Below are 19,281 nucleotides of genomic sequence, written 5' to 3' on the forward strand. Positions count from 1 at the left end.
TCTTCGGTTTACTTCCATTTACGCCATTTTTATCGTTTTTTTATGGGTTTCCCCACGTTTCTTTACCCCATTTTTATTCCTCTCAGCCTTACAATTGAGGAGCAAAACACACACATTATTGCTGCAGGTCTTACGTGCAAAGGAGAAATGACGATGTCTTCCGCTCCCCGTTATTATTTAGGGTTAATCCCCGAAATGCTAAATCCGATCCCCTTAACTTACGAGTGGTTCGGTGTCTTATGGTTAGAAGAGGCTAACCGGTTCCCTGTTATTGTCGGGTACTGGTTCTCTAAGGAGAAGTCAGACATTATTCAAAAAGCAGAGCGAGCCGGTTATGCCAATTGGACCGAAATGTCGGAGCACTACGTGATCATGAACATGTACAGGTCCATACGAAATAAACAAAAGGAGCAAGATTGGGAGAAGCGCTCCAGACTGTCCATTCGCATGAATTTCACAGCACCTTGGAAGAATGTTCCCTCTGGTTTGTATGTTGTCAAATCAAGAGATACCTTTCCGCTGCATGCTTCCGCCATATGTAAAAAAAGATTCTTCCTTTGGTTAGAACACGCGGCGGTGTGTGAAACCGAGCAGGAGCTTCAAGCGTTCATTCGGAGGGTGCAAAGAGAGCATCACCTTGGGAAAACGATCAAAACAGGGAGCCCTACGATGTAGGGCAACCGCACCATCCCAGAATTAAAAAAGACACCGTCCACATGGACGATGTCTACCTCTACCTCTACCTCTACCTCATCCTCCGTCAACGACGAACGAGCTCCATCTCCACTTGCCGATATCTCGATTGCAATCCCTATGTTGTACTTTGTGCAATATTATAACCGCATTTTGCCCTCCGCACTCCCCTATATTGTATTTAGTACAACATAATGGACTACAAACCGCTTTTTTCGGGCAAAAGCACCAAAATGAGTGTACTTTGTGCAACGAGGGCTGCGATTGCAACCAAAAGACCGCTCTCCTGTTGCACAAAGTGCAACGAAGCATCCCATGGCACCACAGGATGACCCTAAGCTCATTCTTATATGTTAACAAAGCACAGGAATAGCGCATTACCGCCGTATCCTGTACTTTATGAACAACTACTTTTTCAAATGATAAGGGACCGTCGTCACGATCAGATCCCGCCTGTACAGCAGAAAGGCGCGGATCAGCAAACTCGACTGATTATGCAGAATGTGCTGCCAGTTTCGTTTGGGAATAAACTGCGGAATCAAGACGGTTACCCGGAAATTCGACTCGTTCGCCTTATGCTCCACGGTATCGATGAATTTCGTCAACGGTTGAATAATGCTTCGATAATGGGAATGCAGGGTGACTAACCGCACATCCGGCTGCCAACACTCCCATTTCTCTTGGAACTGCTTTTCGGCCTCCCGATCAAAGGCCACATAAACCGCAATAATCTGGTCTGGCGCCAACGATTTCGCGTAATTCATGGAATTTTCCACGACATGGGTAATTCCCGCGACAGGCACAATCATCACATTCCCCTTAATCTCGACGGAAGGCTCACATGTCGTGATTCGGAGCTGCTCGCCGACAGCCTCATAATGCTTTTTGATTTTATGAAACGTATAAACAATCAAGGGGAGGAAGATAAACACAGGCCATACCTGCCCCAGTTTTGTGATAAAAAAGATTAACATGACGGTGAAGCTTATTAACGCGCCAATCAAATTGACCGTCAGTTTCACGATCCAGCCCTTGGGCTTTTCGCGCACCCATTTGACCAGCATCCCCGTTTGCGCGAGCGTAAAGGGGATAAATACACCCACGGCATACAGTGGAATGAGATGCTCCGTTCTGCCTTTAAACGCAATGATCAGAATGATCGACATAATCGCCAAAAATATAATCCCGTTCGAATACCCTAATCGATCCCCACGGATCGTAAACATTCTAGCGATATATTTGTCCCTGGCCAAATTAACAGCCAGCAACGGAAAGGCCGAATACCCGGTATTCGCGGCAAGCACAAGTATCATCGCTGTGGTGCCTTGGATGATATAGTACATGTAATTCCTGCCAAATGTTTGGGAGGCAATCTGCGAGACTACAGTTTCCTGAGTTTTTGGAACGATGCCGTAGACGTATGCCAAATACACGATGCCCGAGAACAAAATGGCAAGCAGCAATCCCATGGCCGCTAAGGTTTTGGAGGCATTCTTCGGTCCCGGATCTTTGAAGTTCGGAATCGCATTGGAGATAGCTTCAACGCCTGTTAGGGCCGAGCTGCCCGATGCGAAAGCTTTCAATAACATGAACAAGGTAATCCCTGCAACCGGCGTCCCTATAGGGGCATGCATTTCAGGTGTAACTGTGCCTGTCACCCCTTTATACAAGCCTACACAAATTAATATAATCAGCGCCAAAATAAATAAATAGACCGGATAGGCCAAGATGGAGGCAGATTCAGTGATCCCTCTGAGATTCAGAATCGTGATGGCGACAACGAGCAGAATAGCAATATTCACATTGTAGGGGTGGAGCGACGGGAAGGCAGAAGTAATTGCGTCTGTCCCTGCTGAGATGCTGACCGCTACGGTTAGGATGTAATCCACCAGCAAGGAGCCTCCTGCGAGAAGGCCGGCGTTTACACCCAAGTTTTCCTTCGAAACGACATAGGCCCCGCCCCCATGGGGATAGGCGAAAATAATTTGCCGATAAGACAAAATGAGAGCCAGTAATAGAATGAGCACACCCACGCCGATCGGTACCGAATACCACAGAGCCGCAGTGCTTATGGTGATAAGCACAATCAGTATCTGTTCAGGTCCGTATGCGACTGATGATAGAGCGTCAGAAGACAGGATCGCTAGCGCCTTTGTTTTATTCAGCTTTTGCTCCCCTAATTCGGCTGATTTCAAAGGCTGACCGATAAGTAACCTTTTCAATGCAGAAAACATCATACCACCGCCAAATGTTTTGAGTTCATCCTCCCTTAAATTACCCCCTAAGATAGAATAAGAACCACAAAACCTACTGCCAAGTTTCTACAAAAGTCGAACAAGCTATATGATAAAATGGTACCGAGTGACTACCAGTCTATCCATTGGATGGTGATGACATTGACAGGCATCTCCCCGATTCGGCATACCACCTATCGTGATTTGGCGCCCAGCGTCCATTGGGCTCAATTGCACCAAAGAACGCCTCAATTCAAATGGGCGCGGCGTATTTACGATTTTCAGTTTCTCTATGTCATTCAAGGCGAGCTGCAGGCCACTTTATCAGGAAAGTCGATGTTGGTTCCTGCAGGGAGGCTGCTGCTTATACCAGCCAATGTGTATCACACGATCGAAGTATTAACAGCGCCGCATGTTCATCTATTGGGGATTCACTTTGATTTCTTCAGCGACCTGCGCGTGAAGCAAGGGGATCTTGTCGTGGATGAAAGCCATCCCCTTATGGATTGTTTTTGCGCGATGCCTTATATCGACGGGTCACCTCTGTTTCCATCCGGTTACTCCATCTCGCTTCCTCCAGCTGTCGTTTCGTTGATGGAAGCGACCATCCATGAAATGACCGAGCAGAAACAAGGTTTCGAAATGGTCTCCAAGGGGCTGATGCTCCAAATGCTCACGCTGTTGATCCGTCATCAAGCTGAGACGAACCGCACCCTTCATCCGAAATATCAAGAAAGCTTACTGCATTTAGCTCATGAACTCAAAACGAGTTACCGAAAAAAGTGGACCAATGTCGAAATGGCCGCTTTCATCAACGTTCATGAAGACTATATGAGTAAGCTTTTTAAAGATATGCTGGGCATGAGCCCTAATAAATACCTGCAATCCGTCCGGCATCAGCAAGCTAAACGGCTATTGCGCGAAACGGATGATAAAATCGAGCGAATCTCGCTTGAAGTCGGCTATGATGACTTTCATTATTTCAGCCGTATATTTAAAAAATGGGAAGGCATGTCGGCACAGCAGTATCGCAAGTTCTCGCAATTCATTTGACTAGGCGTGACTTTTCCGATAATCCGATGGATAGCTGGAGCAGTTCTCCACAAACAGTTTAGTAAAATGCCGCGTGCTGTAGTAGCCGACCTTCTCCGCGATTTGTTTCACTTGCAAGTTCGTATTCAGCAGCAGCTCTTTGGCCTTCAGCATGCGAATATTCGTTAAGTATTTAACGAAGGGCGTTCCGGTTTTTTTATTAAACAGCATGCTTAAATAGTTGGCAGACACATTGAGCTGCTGGGCAATTGAGCCTATCCCGATATCGTCCATGTAATGCTGTTCGAGATATTGAACGACCTGCTCAATCAGATCCGCCGTGACCGGCTCCCGGGGCTTGATCTCCCGCAGCTTGCACTCCCCGATCTTCCGAAGCTCCTTGATCGCTTCAACCTCAGAGCGCGGGGCATCATCTGTATCTGCAGCACCCAAAGCCTGCACCATATACAGGTGAATAGCTCGCATCGTTTGCTCGTTTGAACTTCGCTTGCCCGCTAGCAGCAAACCCTCCAGCTCACTCACCGCCGTTTGGTAATTCAAATACGCCCTGAAATACATATGCTGCTTAATAGCGCAAAAGAGTTGACTGATTTTCGAGCTTTCAGGCACCTGAACCTCTGCCTCAAGCTCCATGTACCTGATGCGCTGGCCGATGCCGCGGACCACACGCAGATGGCTCCATTCCCCAAGCTGAGCGAGCTGGGCATTCAATTGATCGAAGCCGCGGCATTCTCCGGTCTGAAGAATCGTTATCGCCAAGCCGTCTTGGCGATATGGCTCAGCAACACCTGCCAGCCCGTCAAAAAATTGCTGCACCTGCTCCCTGCAATCGAACCCTTTCGCCGGATCCCAGGAACCGATCACCGCACACTCACCATCAGGCAGCGACACCATGGCGAAATTCATGCCATATACGAGCAAACTTGTCATACGCTCACGCAAGTCATCATAGAAGGCGCAGGTCATGTCAGATAAAGCTTTCCCGGTTTTGGTCGTGTCAAAAATACAAACGGCACCGATGAACCAGCCTTGCACATAGACACTGTCCAGCTCCTCAAACTTCAAGGTCGTAAGCCCATTGCAAAGAGCAAATAAACTATTTTCGAATTGCTGGTTAAGCATTTGGATGAATTCTTTGTTGTGCTTGGCGGTATTCGTCAGCGCCCTCTCCAAATCCAGCGGATTCACCGGCTTCAGCAAATAGTCAGACGCCCCGAGCTGCAGAGCCTCCTGCACATAAGCAAAATCTGAAAATCCGCTCAAGATGATCCATTTGGTGCGAGGCGAGATCGCTTTGCCCAGACGCATCGCCTCAAGCCCATTCATACGAGGCATCCGGATATCAATAATCGCAACATTCGGCTTATGTTCGCTGACCAGCTCAAGGAGTTCCTCGCCATTGGCTCCCTCGCCAACAATGTGCCAAGAGGATTCTACATCCTGAACCATACTGCGAATGCTCGCCCGAATCAGATTCTCGTCATCAGCAATGATCAACTTCATCCTCGCCTCACATCCTTTAAAGGTATTAGGATTTGAACACTGGTTCCCTGATCCTTAGTACTATGAATACTCATGGATGCTCCTTCGAAAGACAGCTGCAACCGTTCCCTAACATTCCGAATGCCTAAGCCCTCCTGCACCTTGCTGGACTCAAATCCCACCCCGTTATCGCTGATATGTATCGCTAATATATCTTCCTTCTCGCCAGGGACCGACTGCATCTGGATGTCCATCCTCAGCTCGCAGCTATGATCGCATGGCTCAATGCCATGAATGATGGCATTCTCAATAATCGGCTGCAGCAGCAGCTTCGGAATTAAGAGCGACAGAGCATCCGGATCACAGCTAATGTGCACCTGAATTTTCTCGGCGAAACGGACCAGTTGAAGCCCGCAATACTTGTTGATAAAATCAATTTCCTCCTGCAGCTGCGCCCAATCGTTATGCTCCAGGGTGTAGCGCAGCATCCCGCTTAACGATAAAATTGCCCGCTCCAGCTGCATGCTCTGGCCCGTTCGATTGAGGCCAATGAAGCCATTTAACGTGTTGTACAAAAAATGCGGCTGGATTTGCGATTGCAAAGCCCGATACTCTGCGTTCCGCTTCCCGAGCACGGCCTTGTATTCCCGATCAATCAGCTCATCGAGCTTGTAGATCATCGTATTCAAATTGCTGCCCAATTGGGAAATTTCATCGTTGCCCTTCACCCGATACAACGTATTCATATCCCCGCGCTGAACGCGCTTCATCACTTGAATCATCTGCTTGAAAGGCGTAACAATCCAGTGCGATACTGTGAAGTACAAAATCAAAGCGATCAGCAAGCCGCTAGCCGCAAAAGCCGTGCCAATCCAATAGACCCGCTTCAAATGGGCTTGGATAAAAGCCTCCGGCGACAGGATCGCAATCACCCAATTCGAACGGGAGATCGTTTCCCGAACGACCGTGTAGGAATCCCGCACGTCCATGACCGTCCGGCTTCCGGAGGCAATTTGGCGCTGCATGTCGCCCGAAATGGGCTGATTCGAATAGATCAATTGCTGATTATCATCAAGGATGACCACCTTAGCCCCCTTGCTGAGCCGAATGCCTTTCATCATTTGATCCAAAAGCACCGTGTCGGCATCCGCCATAATAATACCCAGCGGCCGACCTGAATCCGGGTCCTTGATCAGACGTGTTACGGAGAAAACCTCACTATCGGCGTTATTCAGATAATCCTGCTTATGCACACCGGTGAACGCTACGTTCCCGTCCGCCTTCACCGCCTTGATATACCAATCCTGCTCTTTAAAAGGGAAACCTTTCACCGCTTGATCCGAGAAACTAAGGGGCGGCGTAATGTAAACAGAACCATCCATCGGCAGAAGAATGGTTCCGAGTATGTCTTTTCGCATATTTTTCAAATAGCTGGGGAGGGTCTTATTCAGGACTTCCTCAGCCTCGTATTGCTCATACGGGGTAAGGAGTTTCCACTGTGAAGTCGATTTCAATTTCAAAGCAAGCATTACTTCATTGTTCAAATAAGGGGTGACGGTCATGCGTTCCAAATCGTCCAAATACGTTTGAATATCGAATGTGAGAGCAGTTAAAGTCCCCTCTAGCAGAGAGGACTCTTGTTCTTTTATTAAATCGAGGTAATAGGAAGGTAATTTCACAACAATACCGACAATCGGGATGACAATGGTAATGAAAAATAGCAGTGATAACCGGAATCGAATCGATTGTCTGATTGTATCAACCTCCTGGCGATTAACCTTTGATCGCGCCGGAAGCAAGTCCCGAGACAAAGTAGCGCTGCAAAAATAAATACACAATCGTCATCGGAATCGCGCCCATGAAGGACCCGGCAGCCACCCAACCTACATTGCTCGTGTACTGGCCAAAGAATGATGAAAGCGCTACCGTTATGGTTCGCATCTCTGGTTTTTGCAAGAAAAAGATCGAGAATTGATAGTCGTTCCATACGGCAACACCGGACAAAATAATGACGGTCGCCGTTACAGGCTTCAGCAGCGGCAAGATCACCGTGAAAAACAGCTGGAACCGGCCCGCGCCATCAATCATCGCCGCTTCATCCAAATCCCGCGGAATCGTGGAGATAAACCCGGTGTACAAGAAAATCGTCATTGGCAGATTGAAGGTAATGAACAATAAAATAATACCCCAGTACTGATTCATCCCGCCAATATCTACCATAAATTTATACAACGGAACCAGAATAGTCAATGGGGGAACGATCAAAGCGGATACGAAAAGCGCATAAATGAACTTATTCCAGCTCGTTTGGCGCCGGGCAAGCGGATAAGCGGCAAGGGAACCGATCACGACAATCAGGACGACCGAAATGACGGTCACGATGAAGTTGCTCCGGAACGCATCCGTCAGATGCGCTTCCTTCCAAGCGTCTCGGAAGTTATCGAAGTACAGATAACCTGGGAACATCCATTTGGAGCTTAGATCGTCGAAAGCTTTGAGTGAAGTCGTTATCAAAATATAGAAGGGCAAAATATGAGCCAAGCAAATGACGAGGGAGAGCAGCGTTAACAGGCTTTTTCGTTTGTTCTTCATGCATTAACCTCCCTCTTTCTAAGAAACAGCAAGGCTGTAATACTCACGATGGAGATCATGATGAACATCAGAATACCGATCGTAGCGGCATATCCGGCATCTTCCCGTCCAAAATAGAGCAAGTACATAATCGAGGACAACGACGCGGAGGCATAACCTGGACCGCTGTTGGTCAATGCGACGATGACGTCGAACAATTTCAGACCACCAATCAGATTGAGCACCATGCTGACCGTAAAGGCCGGTGCAATCAGCGGCCATGTCACATGAGCGAAACGCTGCAAGGGACCCGCTCCGTCAATCGTCGCCGCCTCGTAATAATCCCTTGGAATGGATTGCAATCCGGCCAAATAGAGCACCATTGCGATCCCCAAGTATTGATACGTGTTTACGAAGGTAATAATCCACACATTCAAATTCGGATCTCCCAGCAAATTGGAAGGCTGATCATGGAACAACAAAATAATGTCATTGATGGCGCCGCCTTGATACTGGAAGAAGAAATACCAGATATACCCCATAATCAAGGAGGAGATAATGACCGGCAAATAAATGACCGTACGGACAAGTCCTCGGGTTCGGATATTCAGATTTAAGAATAAGGCGTATAACAAGCCGATCACATTTTGAAAAACAGCGCTGCCGATACCATAGATCGCCGTATTGCGGATAACCTTGAGGATCTCAGGATCCGTGAACATCCGGCTATAGTTGGTGAAACCGATCCATTTGTAGTCCTGATTGTAGCCGTCCCAATTCGTAAATGAAATTTTGATCCCTTTAAAAAACGGATAAAAAATAAAAATGAAAAACAAAAGAAGCGCCGGAATATAGAGCAAATTCAGCAAAGCCCCGCTGCGCACGAGGCGGCCAAAGGTTGTTTCCGTTTTTTTACCGGAACGGGTCTGCGCAAGCACTGTCCTTGATTCAGCCATAAATTCACCTTCCTCCTTCATGATCATAGACAAAAAGGGAGGGTGGCTGTCACCCTCCCTTTCCACGACTACTGATTGCGCAGACGTAAATATTCGGATTTCATTTTGTCAGAGAATTGTTGAGGAGAAACCGTTCCCGCAAGCAAGGCAACGCCTGTTTTACACATCACGTCCCACATGCCGTTTGGCAGATACACACGGTCGAAATAAGGGAACACACGGATATTTTCAAATTGCTTGTAGTATTCGGAGAATTCATGTTTGGATTCGATGTTTTTCAGACCTGCAGGCAGCTTAGTCGCATTGGCGATTTTGGACATATTATCTGCTTTGGCAAAGAAAGCGATCAGCTTCTTGGACTCTGCCAAGTGCTTGCCGTCTTTCCAGGCGCCCATCGTGTACCGCTCGCCGCCCGAGAAGGATTGGCTGTCTCCAGCGACCATCGAGGTCAGCGGGGCAATACCGATTTTGGCAGCTTTATTGTATTTGTACACTTCGTCCGCGAAGGAAGGTGCACCGAATACGAAAGCTACTTTGCCCTGTGCAAACAGTTGCGGCATGTCACTGTATTTGGCCGTCAGCACATCTTTGTTGATGTACCCCTTCTTGCTCATGTCCTGCAGCTTTTGCGCAAGCGGTGTCCATTTGTTCCAGTCAAATGTCCCATCGAGCAGCGTCTTGGCATCGTTCGTCGCCGGGGAGATGAACATCGATGTGGCGTACAGATCGGAGAACCCGCCGATCATCCCGTTATCCACACCGGACATGAAGAACGGTGTCACCGCTCCGTTGCTGGATGATTTGATTTTCTCGGCTGCCGCCATCAGCTCATCAAACGTTTTTGGCGGGGTGATGCTGTATTTTTCAAGAATTTCAGCGTTATAGGAGATCCCGTCTTTGGCTTCGCTCATAACAAGCGCTTCTACTTTGCCGTCTTTATCCGTAACGACAGGTTTGATTGTGTCCGTCATATCTTTTGCCCATGGCTCATTGCGTAGATCGGCTAGATACTTGCCATAACGGATTATCGCCCAACCATGCGTATCGAAGACGTCCGGCAAATCGTTTGCCGCCATTTTAACCTTCAGAATGTTCTCGTATTCTGCGCCGGGGAATTGGAATTCAACGGCCACGTTCGGATTTTCCTTGGTAAAATCAGCCGCAATGCCCTTCATCATTTCTTGATTCGGCAGTTCGGAGATCGTACTGTACACCGTAAGTTTGATCTTATCCCCACTAGGTTTGGCATCCGGGGTACTTGCCGCCGTCGTCGTTGTCGGTTTCGTAGTCGCCGCCGCCGGACTTTCCGTCGTAGATGTTCCCGAGCTTGGTCGGCTGGAACACCCCATGAAAACTACGGAAACCGTTAGCATCATGGCAGCAACGCTTAAAAATGTTTTTTTCATTTTTACGAATCCTCCCTTTGCATGATTGAAGTGATGACTTGCCCTCTGTGAATACGAAAATGTTTCACACCTTAATCATATCAATTTTGGTTGCGCTTACAAGTGTGCTAAATCTACAGTGGAAGCGCTATTTTCCATGGGAGAAATTCAAATGGTGTTCGCTTGCCTTAAGTGAGATGCTTAAATTGAGGCAGCCACTCTTTATTCGCTGCGAACATGCGATCAACCATCTCCTGAATCTCAGCCAGACTGAGAACGGCCGACGTTAACGGATCAAAGCAAATGGCGTGATAAATCATTCGCGGGTCCCCTGTGAGCGCCCCTTGCACCGCTAATTCCTCACAGCGCGCGCTTGTATTGACCAGAATAGCCAAGTGATCCGGCAGAGCCCCGACGTGGATTGGGCTTAGCCGTCCTTTGGAGGCCAGAACAGGGACCTCAACGCAGCAGCCCTGCGGCAAATTATCGATGTATCCCAGGTTCCGTACATTGCCGTTAAATTCAAAGAGAGTTCCGTCACCGATTGTCGCGTTGAAGATATAAGATGCATACTCCTCGCCGCGCTTCAAATCGATAGGGCTGTCCCGCCACTCTTCCATCTGCTTATGCCAGCCCCCGCGCAGCTTCTCCGCATAGTTGATGATCTCTCCATAATGCCCGGGATTCCAACCTGTGCCATGGGTGCAGTATTTCTCGATCAAATCCGGTCGCTTGCGGAACCAGGCATTATATTCCGAATTATGGCCACTCGATTCCGTTACATAGTAATCCAGATGGAGAAACATTTCGTTGCGGACCTGCTCCTCATTGTAGATTTCAGGCCGCTTCATCACGGCTTCGCGAATGAGCGGGTAAGCGTCCTTGCCATTCCATTTGTAATCCAAATAGAAGGCTTGATGATTGATCCCCGCACACCGGTAAGTAATCTCCTCCATCGGCGCGCCGATCCAACCGGCCAGCATCGAAGCCGTCCCTTGCACGCTATGGCACAAGCCCGTGACTTGCACGCTGCTTTGGCCTTGCATCGCTCTGATCAGCATCGCCATCGGATTCGAATAGTTCAGGAAAATCGCGTCGGGACAATAACGCTCAATATCCCTGCAGATCTCCAGCATCACGGGAATCGTGCGCAAAAAGCGGAAAATACCCGATGGACCTCGGGTATCGCCTATATTGATATCGACGCCGTAAGCTTTGGGAATCTCGATATCCGTACGCCAGATCTCCAAGTCGCCGACCAGGATCGTGCAGACCACACCATCCGCCCCGGTTAGCGCTTGCGCCCGGTCCGTCGTTGCCTCTACCTTCGCCTTGTATCCGCCTGCGGCGATGATGTTATCAACCGCTGTCTTGGCATAAGCCAGCCGCTCCTCCGAGATATCCATCAACGCGATAGTACACGCCTCAAAGGCGGGAAAGGTCAATAAATCTCGAACCAGATTTTTCGTAAACACCAAACTGCCTGCGCCGATAAAAGCAATCTTCGTCATCGTCACGATCACTCCTCGCTCATTTTATCCGGATTACAAACCGAGTCCACCATCCACCGTAAGCTGCTGGCCCGTAATTTGTCCTGCCTGATCAGATGTGATAAAAAGAACAGCAGATGCAATATCTTGACCATTTTGCATTCGCCCCATAGGCATGCGTTGCGTTGCTTTCTCCAAAGACTTTTCGTCTTCCCCTGTCGAAGCAAGGCGAGCCATCTCCCCTTCGGAAGCGACCCAGCCAGGATGTATGCAGTTCACACGAATTCGGTGTTTGGCTAAAGCTCCTGCCAAATTCAGCGTCAACGTGACGATACCACCTTTTGAAATCGAATAAGCCAATGTATCCGGTGATCCCTTTCTTGCGTGGAGGGAGCCAATAGTGATGATATTGCCTCCCCCTCTGCGAATCATGCCAGGCACCGCCGCTTGGCAGGTCAAGTAAGCTCCCTTGAGGTTAACCCCCATCACAAGATCCCAGAACGCTTCATCCGTCTGGAATAAGTCGGCTCTGGGAAAGATGCCGGCATTGTTCACCACGATGTCCAAGCCCCCGAACGATGTCTCTGCAAAGGCCACCATCTGCTCCACCTCTGCGCCCTTGGAAACATCGCACCGGAAAAATTGCGCTGGGCGGCCTTCCTTCCGCCATGCAGCAGCAACGTCTTCCCCATGCTCATCTACGTCAGCGATCACAACGTTCGCTCCTGACAGCAGGAACTGCTCGGCAATGGCAGCACCGATCCCTTTGGCTGCTCCAGTGACGAGCACGGTTTTGCCATCATATTGAAAGCTAGCTGTACCTTTCATCGTACTCCTCCTTCGTCGCTAGAACCTGAACGCCCTCTAGAACTCGTAAGCACCCTCGGCGGCCGCTTTCTCATAAGCCATCCGCGGGATTTGTGTGGCCAGCTTCCCTCCGCTGATATCAATCATCGTGCCAGTGATATAACCGGCATAGTCAGAAGCGAGGAAGCAAATCAGGTTAGCAACATCCGCCTTCTCTCCCCAGCGGCGCAGCGTCAAGGTGTCGAGCAAGCGCTGCTGCTGGGGCTCCTGAAGCTCAGCGAAATGGTTCATGTCCGTCGGAATCATCCCGGGAGCGTAGCAGTTCACCGTAATGTTCCAGGGGCCCAGCTCGCCGGCCAACACACGGGTGAATTGCTCCACACCGGCTTTGGAGGAGGCATAGGCTGCACTGCCATAGCTCGGCACGATGGCGGCGAACGAGGCCGCGTTCATGATCCGGCCCGCTCCTTGCTTTTTCATGACCGGCGCAACCGCCTTGCACATCAGAAAAGTCCCTTTCAAATTAATATCAAGGTTTAAGTCCCAAACCTCTTCGGAAAGGATATCCACAGGTGCTCCTCCGGCGACCCCGGCATTATTCACTAAAATATCAATACGGCCATACTGATCCACGACATGCTGCACGACTTCTTGAATCTGCGCATAGTTGCGCACATCGCATTGGTACGTACCCCCTTTGCAACCGCTGCGATCAAACTCCTTCTGCACGTCCCCCAAATTCGACTCATTGATATCAGTGACAACGGTCGTCACGCCTTCCTTGGCAAGCGCCAGAGCAATCACTTTCCCGATCCCCCGGCCGGCACCGGTAACAATTGCCACTTTTCCAGATAGGTCAATATGCATCCAGGTCTCTCTCCTTCCCGTTACATCGTCTGCGAAGCGGTGTTATGCGTTTGCAGCAAATTTTGCAAATAGGACAAGCTCGTCAGAAACTGCCTCTGTTCATAGGCGATAATGTTTTCTTCCGATGCCCCCTTTTCAAAAGGGGTTCGCCAATCTCCAGTGGGTCTGGCATTGGCCTGTGCAAAACGCAACAGGTTGGCAAGCTGCGCTGCTGACCGCTGCGGGTAATCCTGCCAGTAATCCTCACAGAGTACTCTCGTATGGCGCGCTTCAAGCGCTCCGAGCTCCATCGACATATTGACCTTCGGACAATACTCTTCAAACACCTGAAACAGCGCAGCGAAATCCACGACGCCTTGGCCTAAAGGAGAACGTACGAGGCGATAGCCGTCATCGCTCATGTAGATCCAATAATCCTTCATGTGCACATGCTTAAGATGTGGTCCTATCCTCCGGGCAAAATCTACCGGCTCTTCCGCCGTCGCCAGCGGGTTGCCGGTATCCAGCGTAATACCGAAATAGGGCGAACCGATCTCCTGACAGAGCCATAACAGTTCCTCGGAAGCCAGATCTTGATGATTCTCCACCGCCAGTACGACGCCTGCCTGCTCCGCAGCCCTCGCCGCCTCTCCCAACCCGGATAACACTTCCTGCAAAAATGACGGCCACCGCCCGGCCATTCTGCGCCGATCACCGCCAAAATCCGCACCGCCTACGACCGTGCGAACGGTTGGCGCGCCTAGCCTCGCAGCCGCTTCAATAGCTTCCTTAAGCGGTTTCGGATCGTAGCCACCTGAGGCTACTACGAGATATTGCCCTCTAGTCTTAGCTTGGCGAGTTAACGCAGCTGCATCTTCGCCCTCAAGCAGCGACAAAGGAAGCTCAATGCCTTGAAGCCCATACCCGGTCGCCTGCTCAAGCAATTGAGATGCCGTGATACGCGGACGCGTCGAGCGGGGATGGATGCCCATCATAAACGTAGTGCCGTACACAGCAAGTCCGAGTTTCATCCGAATTCACCTTTCCCTTCTATCTCGCCGTCCAACCGCCATCCACAACCATGGAAGCCCCTGTCATGAAGCTGGACGCTTCCGATGCCATGTAAATAATAGCCCCGATGATTTCTTCAGGCCTGCCCCAACGCCCCAAAGCAATATTTTCGATAAAAAAGCGATTCGCTTCCGGATTATTCATCACTACCGTGTTCAGCTCCGTCGCAATCGGTCCCGGGCAAAGCGCGTTCACCGTAATGTTATATGGCGCCCATTCCAAAGCAAGCACCTTCGTTAGCTGAATCAGGCCGCCTTTGCTGGAACAATAAGCGCCTCTTTCCGGCAGCGCGATGCTCCCCAGCATAGAGGACAGGTTGATAACCCTGCCGTAGCGCTGGCTTTTCATCGTTTTGGCGACTGCGCGGGCGCATAGATACGGCGCTTTTAAGTTCGTATTCTGAACGAGATCCCAGCTTGCTTCATCAAAATCTTCGATCGGCTTCCGCACATTAATCCCTGCATTGTTGATCAAAATATCAATCCGTCCGAACGCCTGGACGGAATCCGCAACCATCGCCTCAACCTGCTCGGCTACCGTAACATCCACCGCTAAGCCGAGCGCCCGTCTGCCGGTTGACTCGGCAATGGCGCGTGCTGCCGCTTCCGCCTTCTCCTTCTCGCGGCTCGTCACGATCACATCAGCCCCAGCCTCTGCCAACGCCTGAGCCATCACATAGCCCAGCCCCCGTGTCCCCCCTGTAATTAAAGCAACACGGCCATCTAGTTTGAAGAGCTCCAAACTCATTGGACAAATTCCCCTTTCTCATCCAGCGTCATAAGTATTTTCGCGATCTTCCCCGGATTTTTGATGAGCATGTCAAAACAAGCGCTTCCGCTTTCAAGCGGAGCAAGTTTTGTCCACGGCGATAAGCTGACACGTCCCTCGCTAATCCACTGCAGCGCCGTCTCGAAATCATCCGAATGGTACGCGAAAGCTCCCGTCATCTGAATCTCGCTGCGGATCATTTTATTAATCGGCAGGCGGCTTGTTTCCTCATGCAGACCCGTGAAAATGACCCGGCCCCCCGGACGCACCGACTCCACGCAAGTTTGGCGGGTCAGCTCCATGCCGACGGCATCAATGGCCGCATCGAAGGTTTGCCCCTCCACAAGGCTGCTTACGCGAGTTACGGTTACAGCTCCAAGATCCTTGGCAATTTCGAGTCGCTGTTCATTGATATCAACGACTACGACCTGCTGCAAGCCGTACACCTTCGCTGCCTGTAGAGCCAGAAGACCGATTGGCCCAGCTCCCATAATCAGGAGGCGATCGGTTGGCAGCGGTCTGAGCAGCTTGCAGATATGCACAGCGCAGGCGAACGGCTCTGCGAAAGCGCCTTCATCAAAAGAAACGTGATCGTCCAGCCGGTACACGTTCTTCTCTGCAATCGCGACATACTCCGCGAATGCTCCAGGGCGGTGCGCGCCGATTAATTGGCGCTCCGGGCACAGCTGCGCTGCCCCTGTCGTACAGGCGCGGCAGCGACCGCAGGACACGAGCGGGTTGGCCGTCACCCGATCCCCTCGGCGGAATCTAGCTTCCCCGTCCCCGCCACTTCCAACTTGCTCCACGACGCCGGAGAACTCGTGACCCATGATGAGCGGCGGCTTGCGAAGCGAATTATGCCCCAAAAAACCGCTCAATTCGGAGCCGCAAATGCCCACCCGCTCCACACGAATCAGCACCTCATTCGGTCCAGGGACCGGCTTCGCCACTTCCCTTATGTTCATGGTGCTGGGCCCTTCATATACCAACGCTTTCATGCGCTATCCTCCTTATGGCTACAAGCTTCGCCACGCTTAGTCAATGCTTCTCGCGCTTTTCCCAGCCCTGCTTGAATAGGGGGAGCCAGTGACCGGGATCATACGGATGTTTCGCAATCTCCTCCAGATTAAGGTCAATGCCCAAACCCGGCCCCTCAGGCGGGAGCAGATAACCGCGATCCACTTTCAGCGGAGGCGTGAGCAGCTGCTCTTCCCACGGCTCATTAAATTCGTCAAAAATTTCATGAATGAAGAAATTCGGCGTCGCCATATTCAAATGCGCACAGGCCACCGAGCAGATTGGCCCCTGCGCACTATGTGGAGCCGTAACCCCGCCATGCGCATGAACCATCCCGCATATTTGCTTGGAAGCGGAGATGCCGAGGTATTGCGGCTCCAGTTGAACGATATGCACCGCGTCATGCTGCAGCAGCTCGGCGAATTGTTCGCGATTGTAATAGTCCTCGCCGCAGGCAATTGGCACGGGACTGCGCTTCGCTACCTCGACCATGGTGGAGATTCGCTGCGGAGGCACCGGCGCCTCGAACCACGTAGGCTCATATGGCAGCATTGCTTCTGCGAATTGAAGAGCCGTATGTACACTGAAGCGGTTATGTCCTTCAATGAGAAGGTCAACATCTGGACCTACCGCTTCACGAACCGCCGCGATAATTTCAATTCCCGTGCGAAAATCCTTCCTTTCCACGGTGCGCCACGCGTTACCAAAAGGATCAAATTTTAGCGCCGTGTAACCTCTAGCGACAACGTCCTTGGCCTTTTCGTGAAAGCTTTGCGGATCACGCGGTCCCCGGTACCACCCGTTCGCATAGCAGCGCAGCTTTTCGTGACATTTGCCACCCAATAGCTTATACAGCGGGAGTTCAGCCTCTTTGCCAATAATATCCCAGCAAGCGGTTTCAATAGCTGCCAGCGCCGAGCCCTGGATTTGACCGCCATCCGAATACACGTCGCGCGTCATCTTGAGTGCGATGGTTTCCACATCATGAACGTCCATCCCGATATACAGATGCTTCAGCTCATGAATCGCCGCTTCCACCGTTTTTGCGAACCCGTTCAGCGTGCCTTCACCAATGCCATAAATGCCTTCCTTCGTATGCAGTTTGACGAAAAGCCAATTTTTCCATGAGTTCCCGACGATGAATGTCTCCACATTGGTAATGATCATTCCGCAACCTGTCCTTTCACTTTCCATATTAGAGAAATAAGCGCCATTACAAGCTTTCATATGCATTGTAACAAATCCATTTGCCCTGATATTTGCCTAAAGGAGAAAACATGTTGGACTTTTCCGATAAACGACAAAGAAGAGGGCAGCTGGATGCGCTAGCCCTCTTGCGTTATGATTGTTCAATCAATTTATAGTGTTGAAAAAAATCTTAATTATTTCTTTATCATCAAATCGGGCATATCCAGTGCCAAGGAAACGTTGCACAGCATCCCCCGCGCCAAAAACATCGTCGTCATCTCTTCAGCCTCTTGAAGTCCTGCCTCCTCAAAAGCCTGCATCACGAACTGCCTTACCTCATTCATCCCCCGCTTCATAACAGCACGGATAGGGGCTTCCTGGATCGTCTGCGCCTGCATCTGCAGCAAAATCTCATTTCTGTGCGATTGCGTAATCTCTTCGTAGGCGCGGATGAAGCCAAGTTCCAGCAGCTCTGGGGATGTCGTTTCCTTCACGCGCTGGAAAGCTTGAAGGATGCGCTGCCATGAGAGCTCCAGGGCAGCTTCCAGGAGGGACTCCTTAGTGAAAAACCGATACACATAAGGCTGTGAAATGGAAGCACGTTCTGCCACTTGCGCAGTTGTCGCACGATAATAACCGAATTCGGCAAATACTTCGACAGCGGAATGAATAATATCATTGCGTCGATCGGTAGACGTTACACCCTTCACCATTTGCCGCGACCTCCTCATCTGTTAAAAAGTCCGATTAGTGATTGGTCAATCACTAATCGGACCTAGTATAACCCACATAGTTGGAGATTGCAACTCTAACTTGCCGCTTTTACACCATGCCGCCGTTAATCCGAATGGTTTGACCGGTGATCCAACGCGACTCTTCGCTGGCCAAGAAAAGCACGGCGCCTGCGATATCTTCCGGTTCTCCCAATCGTCCAAAGGCGTTTAAATTCGCGATCCCCTGAATCTGCTCTTCTGACTTACCGACGGTGAAGAGCTCGGTATTTACCGGCCCTGGTGCCACCGCGTTAATCGTGATGCCCGCCGGTCCCAATTCTTTGGTGAGCTGGCGTGTAATCTGCTCAACGGCTCCCTTCGTGCCTGCATAGGCACTATAGGTAGGAAACATCATCCCGGCAACGGATGTTGAGAAATTAATAATGCGGCCGCCTTTATTCATATGCTTAAGCGCCTGCTGGATCGCAAAATAAGTGCCTTTTACATTGATGGCATACTGCTTGTCGAAGTCTTCCTCCGTCATAACAGCTAAAGGCTTTGTGATCATAATGCCTGCGTTATTGACAAGAATATCGATTTGTCCATACGCGGCTAATGTTGTCTGAAAAAGCTGCTCAATATCGGATACTCGGCTAATATCCGCCTGGACAGGCAAAGCTTCTCCGCCGTTTTGCTTAATGCTCGCCACCACTTCTTCTGCCTTAGCAGGATTGCTGGCGAAATTAATGACGACCTTCGCGCCATGCTTGGCGAGAAGCTCGGCTATCTCTCTCCCGATCCCTCTGGATGCTCCTGTTATGATGGCTACTTTCCCGGATAAGTTAGACATGCGATGATTCCTCCTCGTTACCTTCATTGTTTGGCTTATGAGTCTATTATATGTATAACGATAACAAATTACAACTGACAAAATTATATATTTGTCATTATTTATCGACTCGCCCCTTATGCAAAAAAAAGACCCAGCGGAAAATCGAAATCACCGC

At 50.2% G+C, this 19,281-nt stretch carries 17 protein-coding genes; 2 read left to right on the forward strand and 15 right to left on the reverse strand.

Going from position 1 to position 19,281, the window contains the following annotated elements:
* Positions 1–153: 153 nt before the first annotated feature.
* A complete protein-coding gene (locus tag PCH02S_RS24145; protein ID WP_127456660.1) occupies positions 154–675 on the forward strand; it encodes a hypothetical protein in 522 nt (173 codons plus the stop codon).
* 425 nt (positions 676–1,100) lie between these two features.
* On the opposite strand, the gene PCH02S_RS24150 is transcribed toward PCH02S_RS24145, so the two are convergent.
* Positions 1,101–2,927 carry an APC family permease gene (locus tag PCH02S_RS24150; RefSeq protein ID WP_127456661.1) on the reverse strand — a complete coding sequence of 609 codons (1,827 nt, stop codon included), beginning with the start codon at positions 2,925–2,927 and terminating at the stop codon, positions 1,101–1,103.
* A gap of 162 nt (positions 2,928–3,089) precedes the next feature.
* Here PCH02S_RS24150 and PCH02S_RS24155 point away from each other — a divergent pair, with 162 nt between their 5' ends.
* Positions 3,090–3,980, forward strand: a complete 891-nt coding sequence (locus PCH02S_RS24155; protein WP_164819718.1) for a helix-turn-helix transcriptional regulator — start codon at positions 3,090–3,092, stop codon at positions 3,978–3,980.
* Here the strand turns inward: PCH02S_RS24155 and PCH02S_RS24160 are convergent, their stop codons facing one another.
* The 14 genes from PCH02S_RS24160 to PCH02S_RS24225 form a co-directional block, all read right to left on the reverse strand.
* Positions 3,981–5,483 carry a response regulator gene (locus PCH02S_RS24160; RefSeq protein ID WP_127456663.1) on the reverse strand — a complete coding sequence of 501 codons (1,503 nt, stop codon included), beginning with the start codon at positions 5,481–5,483 and terminating at the stop codon, positions 3,981–3,983. It lies immediately after the preceding gene.
* Entirely contained in the window at positions 5,480–7,273 is a 1,794-nt protein-coding gene (locus PCH02S_RS24165; RefSeq protein ID WP_164819719.1) for a cache domain-containing sensor histidine kinase, read from the reverse strand. Before PCH02S_RS24165 ends, PCH02S_RS24160 begins: the two co-directional genes overlap by 4 nt.
* Positions 7,236–8,054, reverse strand: coding sequence for a carbohydrate ABC transporter permease (locus PCH02S_RS24170; protein ID WP_127456665.1), 819 nt, complete (start codon positions 8,052–8,054; stop codon positions 7,236–7,238). The genes PCH02S_RS24165 and PCH02S_RS24170 overlap by 38 nt, the downstream gene beginning before the upstream one ends.
* Positions 8,051–8,989 (reverse strand): carbohydrate ABC transporter permease, encoded by a 939-nt coding sequence (locus tag PCH02S_RS24175; protein ID WP_127456666.1) that lies wholly within the window; start codon positions 8,987–8,989, stop codon positions 8,051–8,053. The genes PCH02S_RS24170 and PCH02S_RS24175 overlap by 4 nt, the downstream gene beginning before the upstream one ends.
* 68 nt (positions 8,990–9,057) lie before the next feature.
* The gene (locus tag PCH02S_RS24180; protein WP_127456667.1) at positions 9,058–10,395 is read right to left on the reverse strand and encodes an ABC transporter substrate-binding protein; all 1,338 of its coding nucleotides are present in this window, start codon (positions 10,393–10,395) and stop codon (positions 9,058–9,060) included.
* Between the two features lie 167 nt (positions 10,396–10,562).
* Complete coding sequence (melA, locus tag PCH02S_RS24185) at positions 10,563–11,885, reverse strand: alpha-galactosidase (protein WP_127456668.1); 1,323 nt, start codon at positions 11,883–11,885, stop codon at positions 10,563–10,565.
* Positions 11,886–11,918: 33 nt separating this feature from the next.
* Complete coding sequence (locus tag PCH02S_RS24190; protein ID WP_127456669.1) at positions 11,919–12,692, reverse strand: SDR family NAD(P)-dependent oxidoreductase; 774 nt, start codon at positions 12,690–12,692, stop codon at positions 11,919–11,921.
* Between the two features lie 36 nt (positions 12,693–12,728).
* The gene (locus PCH02S_RS24195; RefSeq protein ID WP_127456670.1) at positions 12,729–13,538 is read right to left on the reverse strand and encodes an SDR family NAD(P)-dependent oxidoreductase; all 810 of its coding nucleotides are present in this window, start codon (positions 13,536–13,538) and stop codon (positions 12,729–12,731) included.
* 20 nt (positions 13,539–13,558) lie between these two features.
* Positions 13,559–14,548 (reverse strand): sugar phosphate isomerase/epimerase family protein, encoded by a 990-nt coding sequence (locus tag PCH02S_RS24200; protein WP_127456671.1) that lies wholly within the window; start codon positions 14,546–14,548, stop codon positions 13,559–13,561.
* A gap of 19 nt (positions 14,549–14,567) precedes the next feature.
* On the reverse strand, positions 14,568–15,335 hold the full coding sequence (locus tag PCH02S_RS24205; protein WP_127456672.1) for an SDR family NAD(P)-dependent oxidoreductase: 768 nt from the start codon (positions 15,333–15,335) through the stop codon (positions 14,568–14,570).
* Positions 15,332–16,354 carry a zinc-dependent alcohol dehydrogenase gene (locus PCH02S_RS24210; RefSeq protein ID WP_127456673.1) on the reverse strand — a complete coding sequence of 341 codons (1,023 nt, stop codon included), beginning with the start codon at positions 16,352–16,354 and terminating at the stop codon, positions 15,332–15,334. The genes PCH02S_RS24205 and PCH02S_RS24210 overlap by 4 nt, the downstream gene beginning before the upstream one ends.
* 40 nt (positions 16,355–16,394) lie before the next feature.
* The gene (locus tag PCH02S_RS24215) at positions 16,395–17,540 is read right to left on the reverse strand and encodes a mandelate racemase/muconate lactonizing enzyme family protein (protein WP_164819720.1); all 1,146 of its coding nucleotides are present in this window, start codon (positions 17,538–17,540) and stop codon (positions 16,395–16,397) included.
* 215 nt (positions 17,541–17,755) lie between these two features.
* On the reverse strand, positions 17,756–18,274 hold the full coding sequence (locus tag PCH02S_RS24220) for a TetR/AcrR family transcriptional regulator (protein WP_127456675.1): 519 nt from the start codon (positions 18,272–18,274) through the stop codon (positions 17,756–17,758).
* Between the two features lie 109 nt (positions 18,275–18,383).
* Complete coding sequence (locus tag PCH02S_RS24225; RefSeq protein WP_127456676.1) at positions 18,384–19,124, reverse strand: SDR family oxidoreductase; 741 nt, start codon at positions 19,122–19,124, stop codon at positions 18,384–18,386.
* Positions 19,125–19,281: the final 157 nt, after the last annotated feature.

The sequence above is a fragment of the Paenibacillus chondroitinus NBRC 15376 genome, from assembly GCF_004000765.1.
Lineage (GTDB): Bacteria > Bacillota > Bacilli > Paenibacillales > NBRC-103111 > Paenibacillus_E > Paenibacillus_E chondroitinus.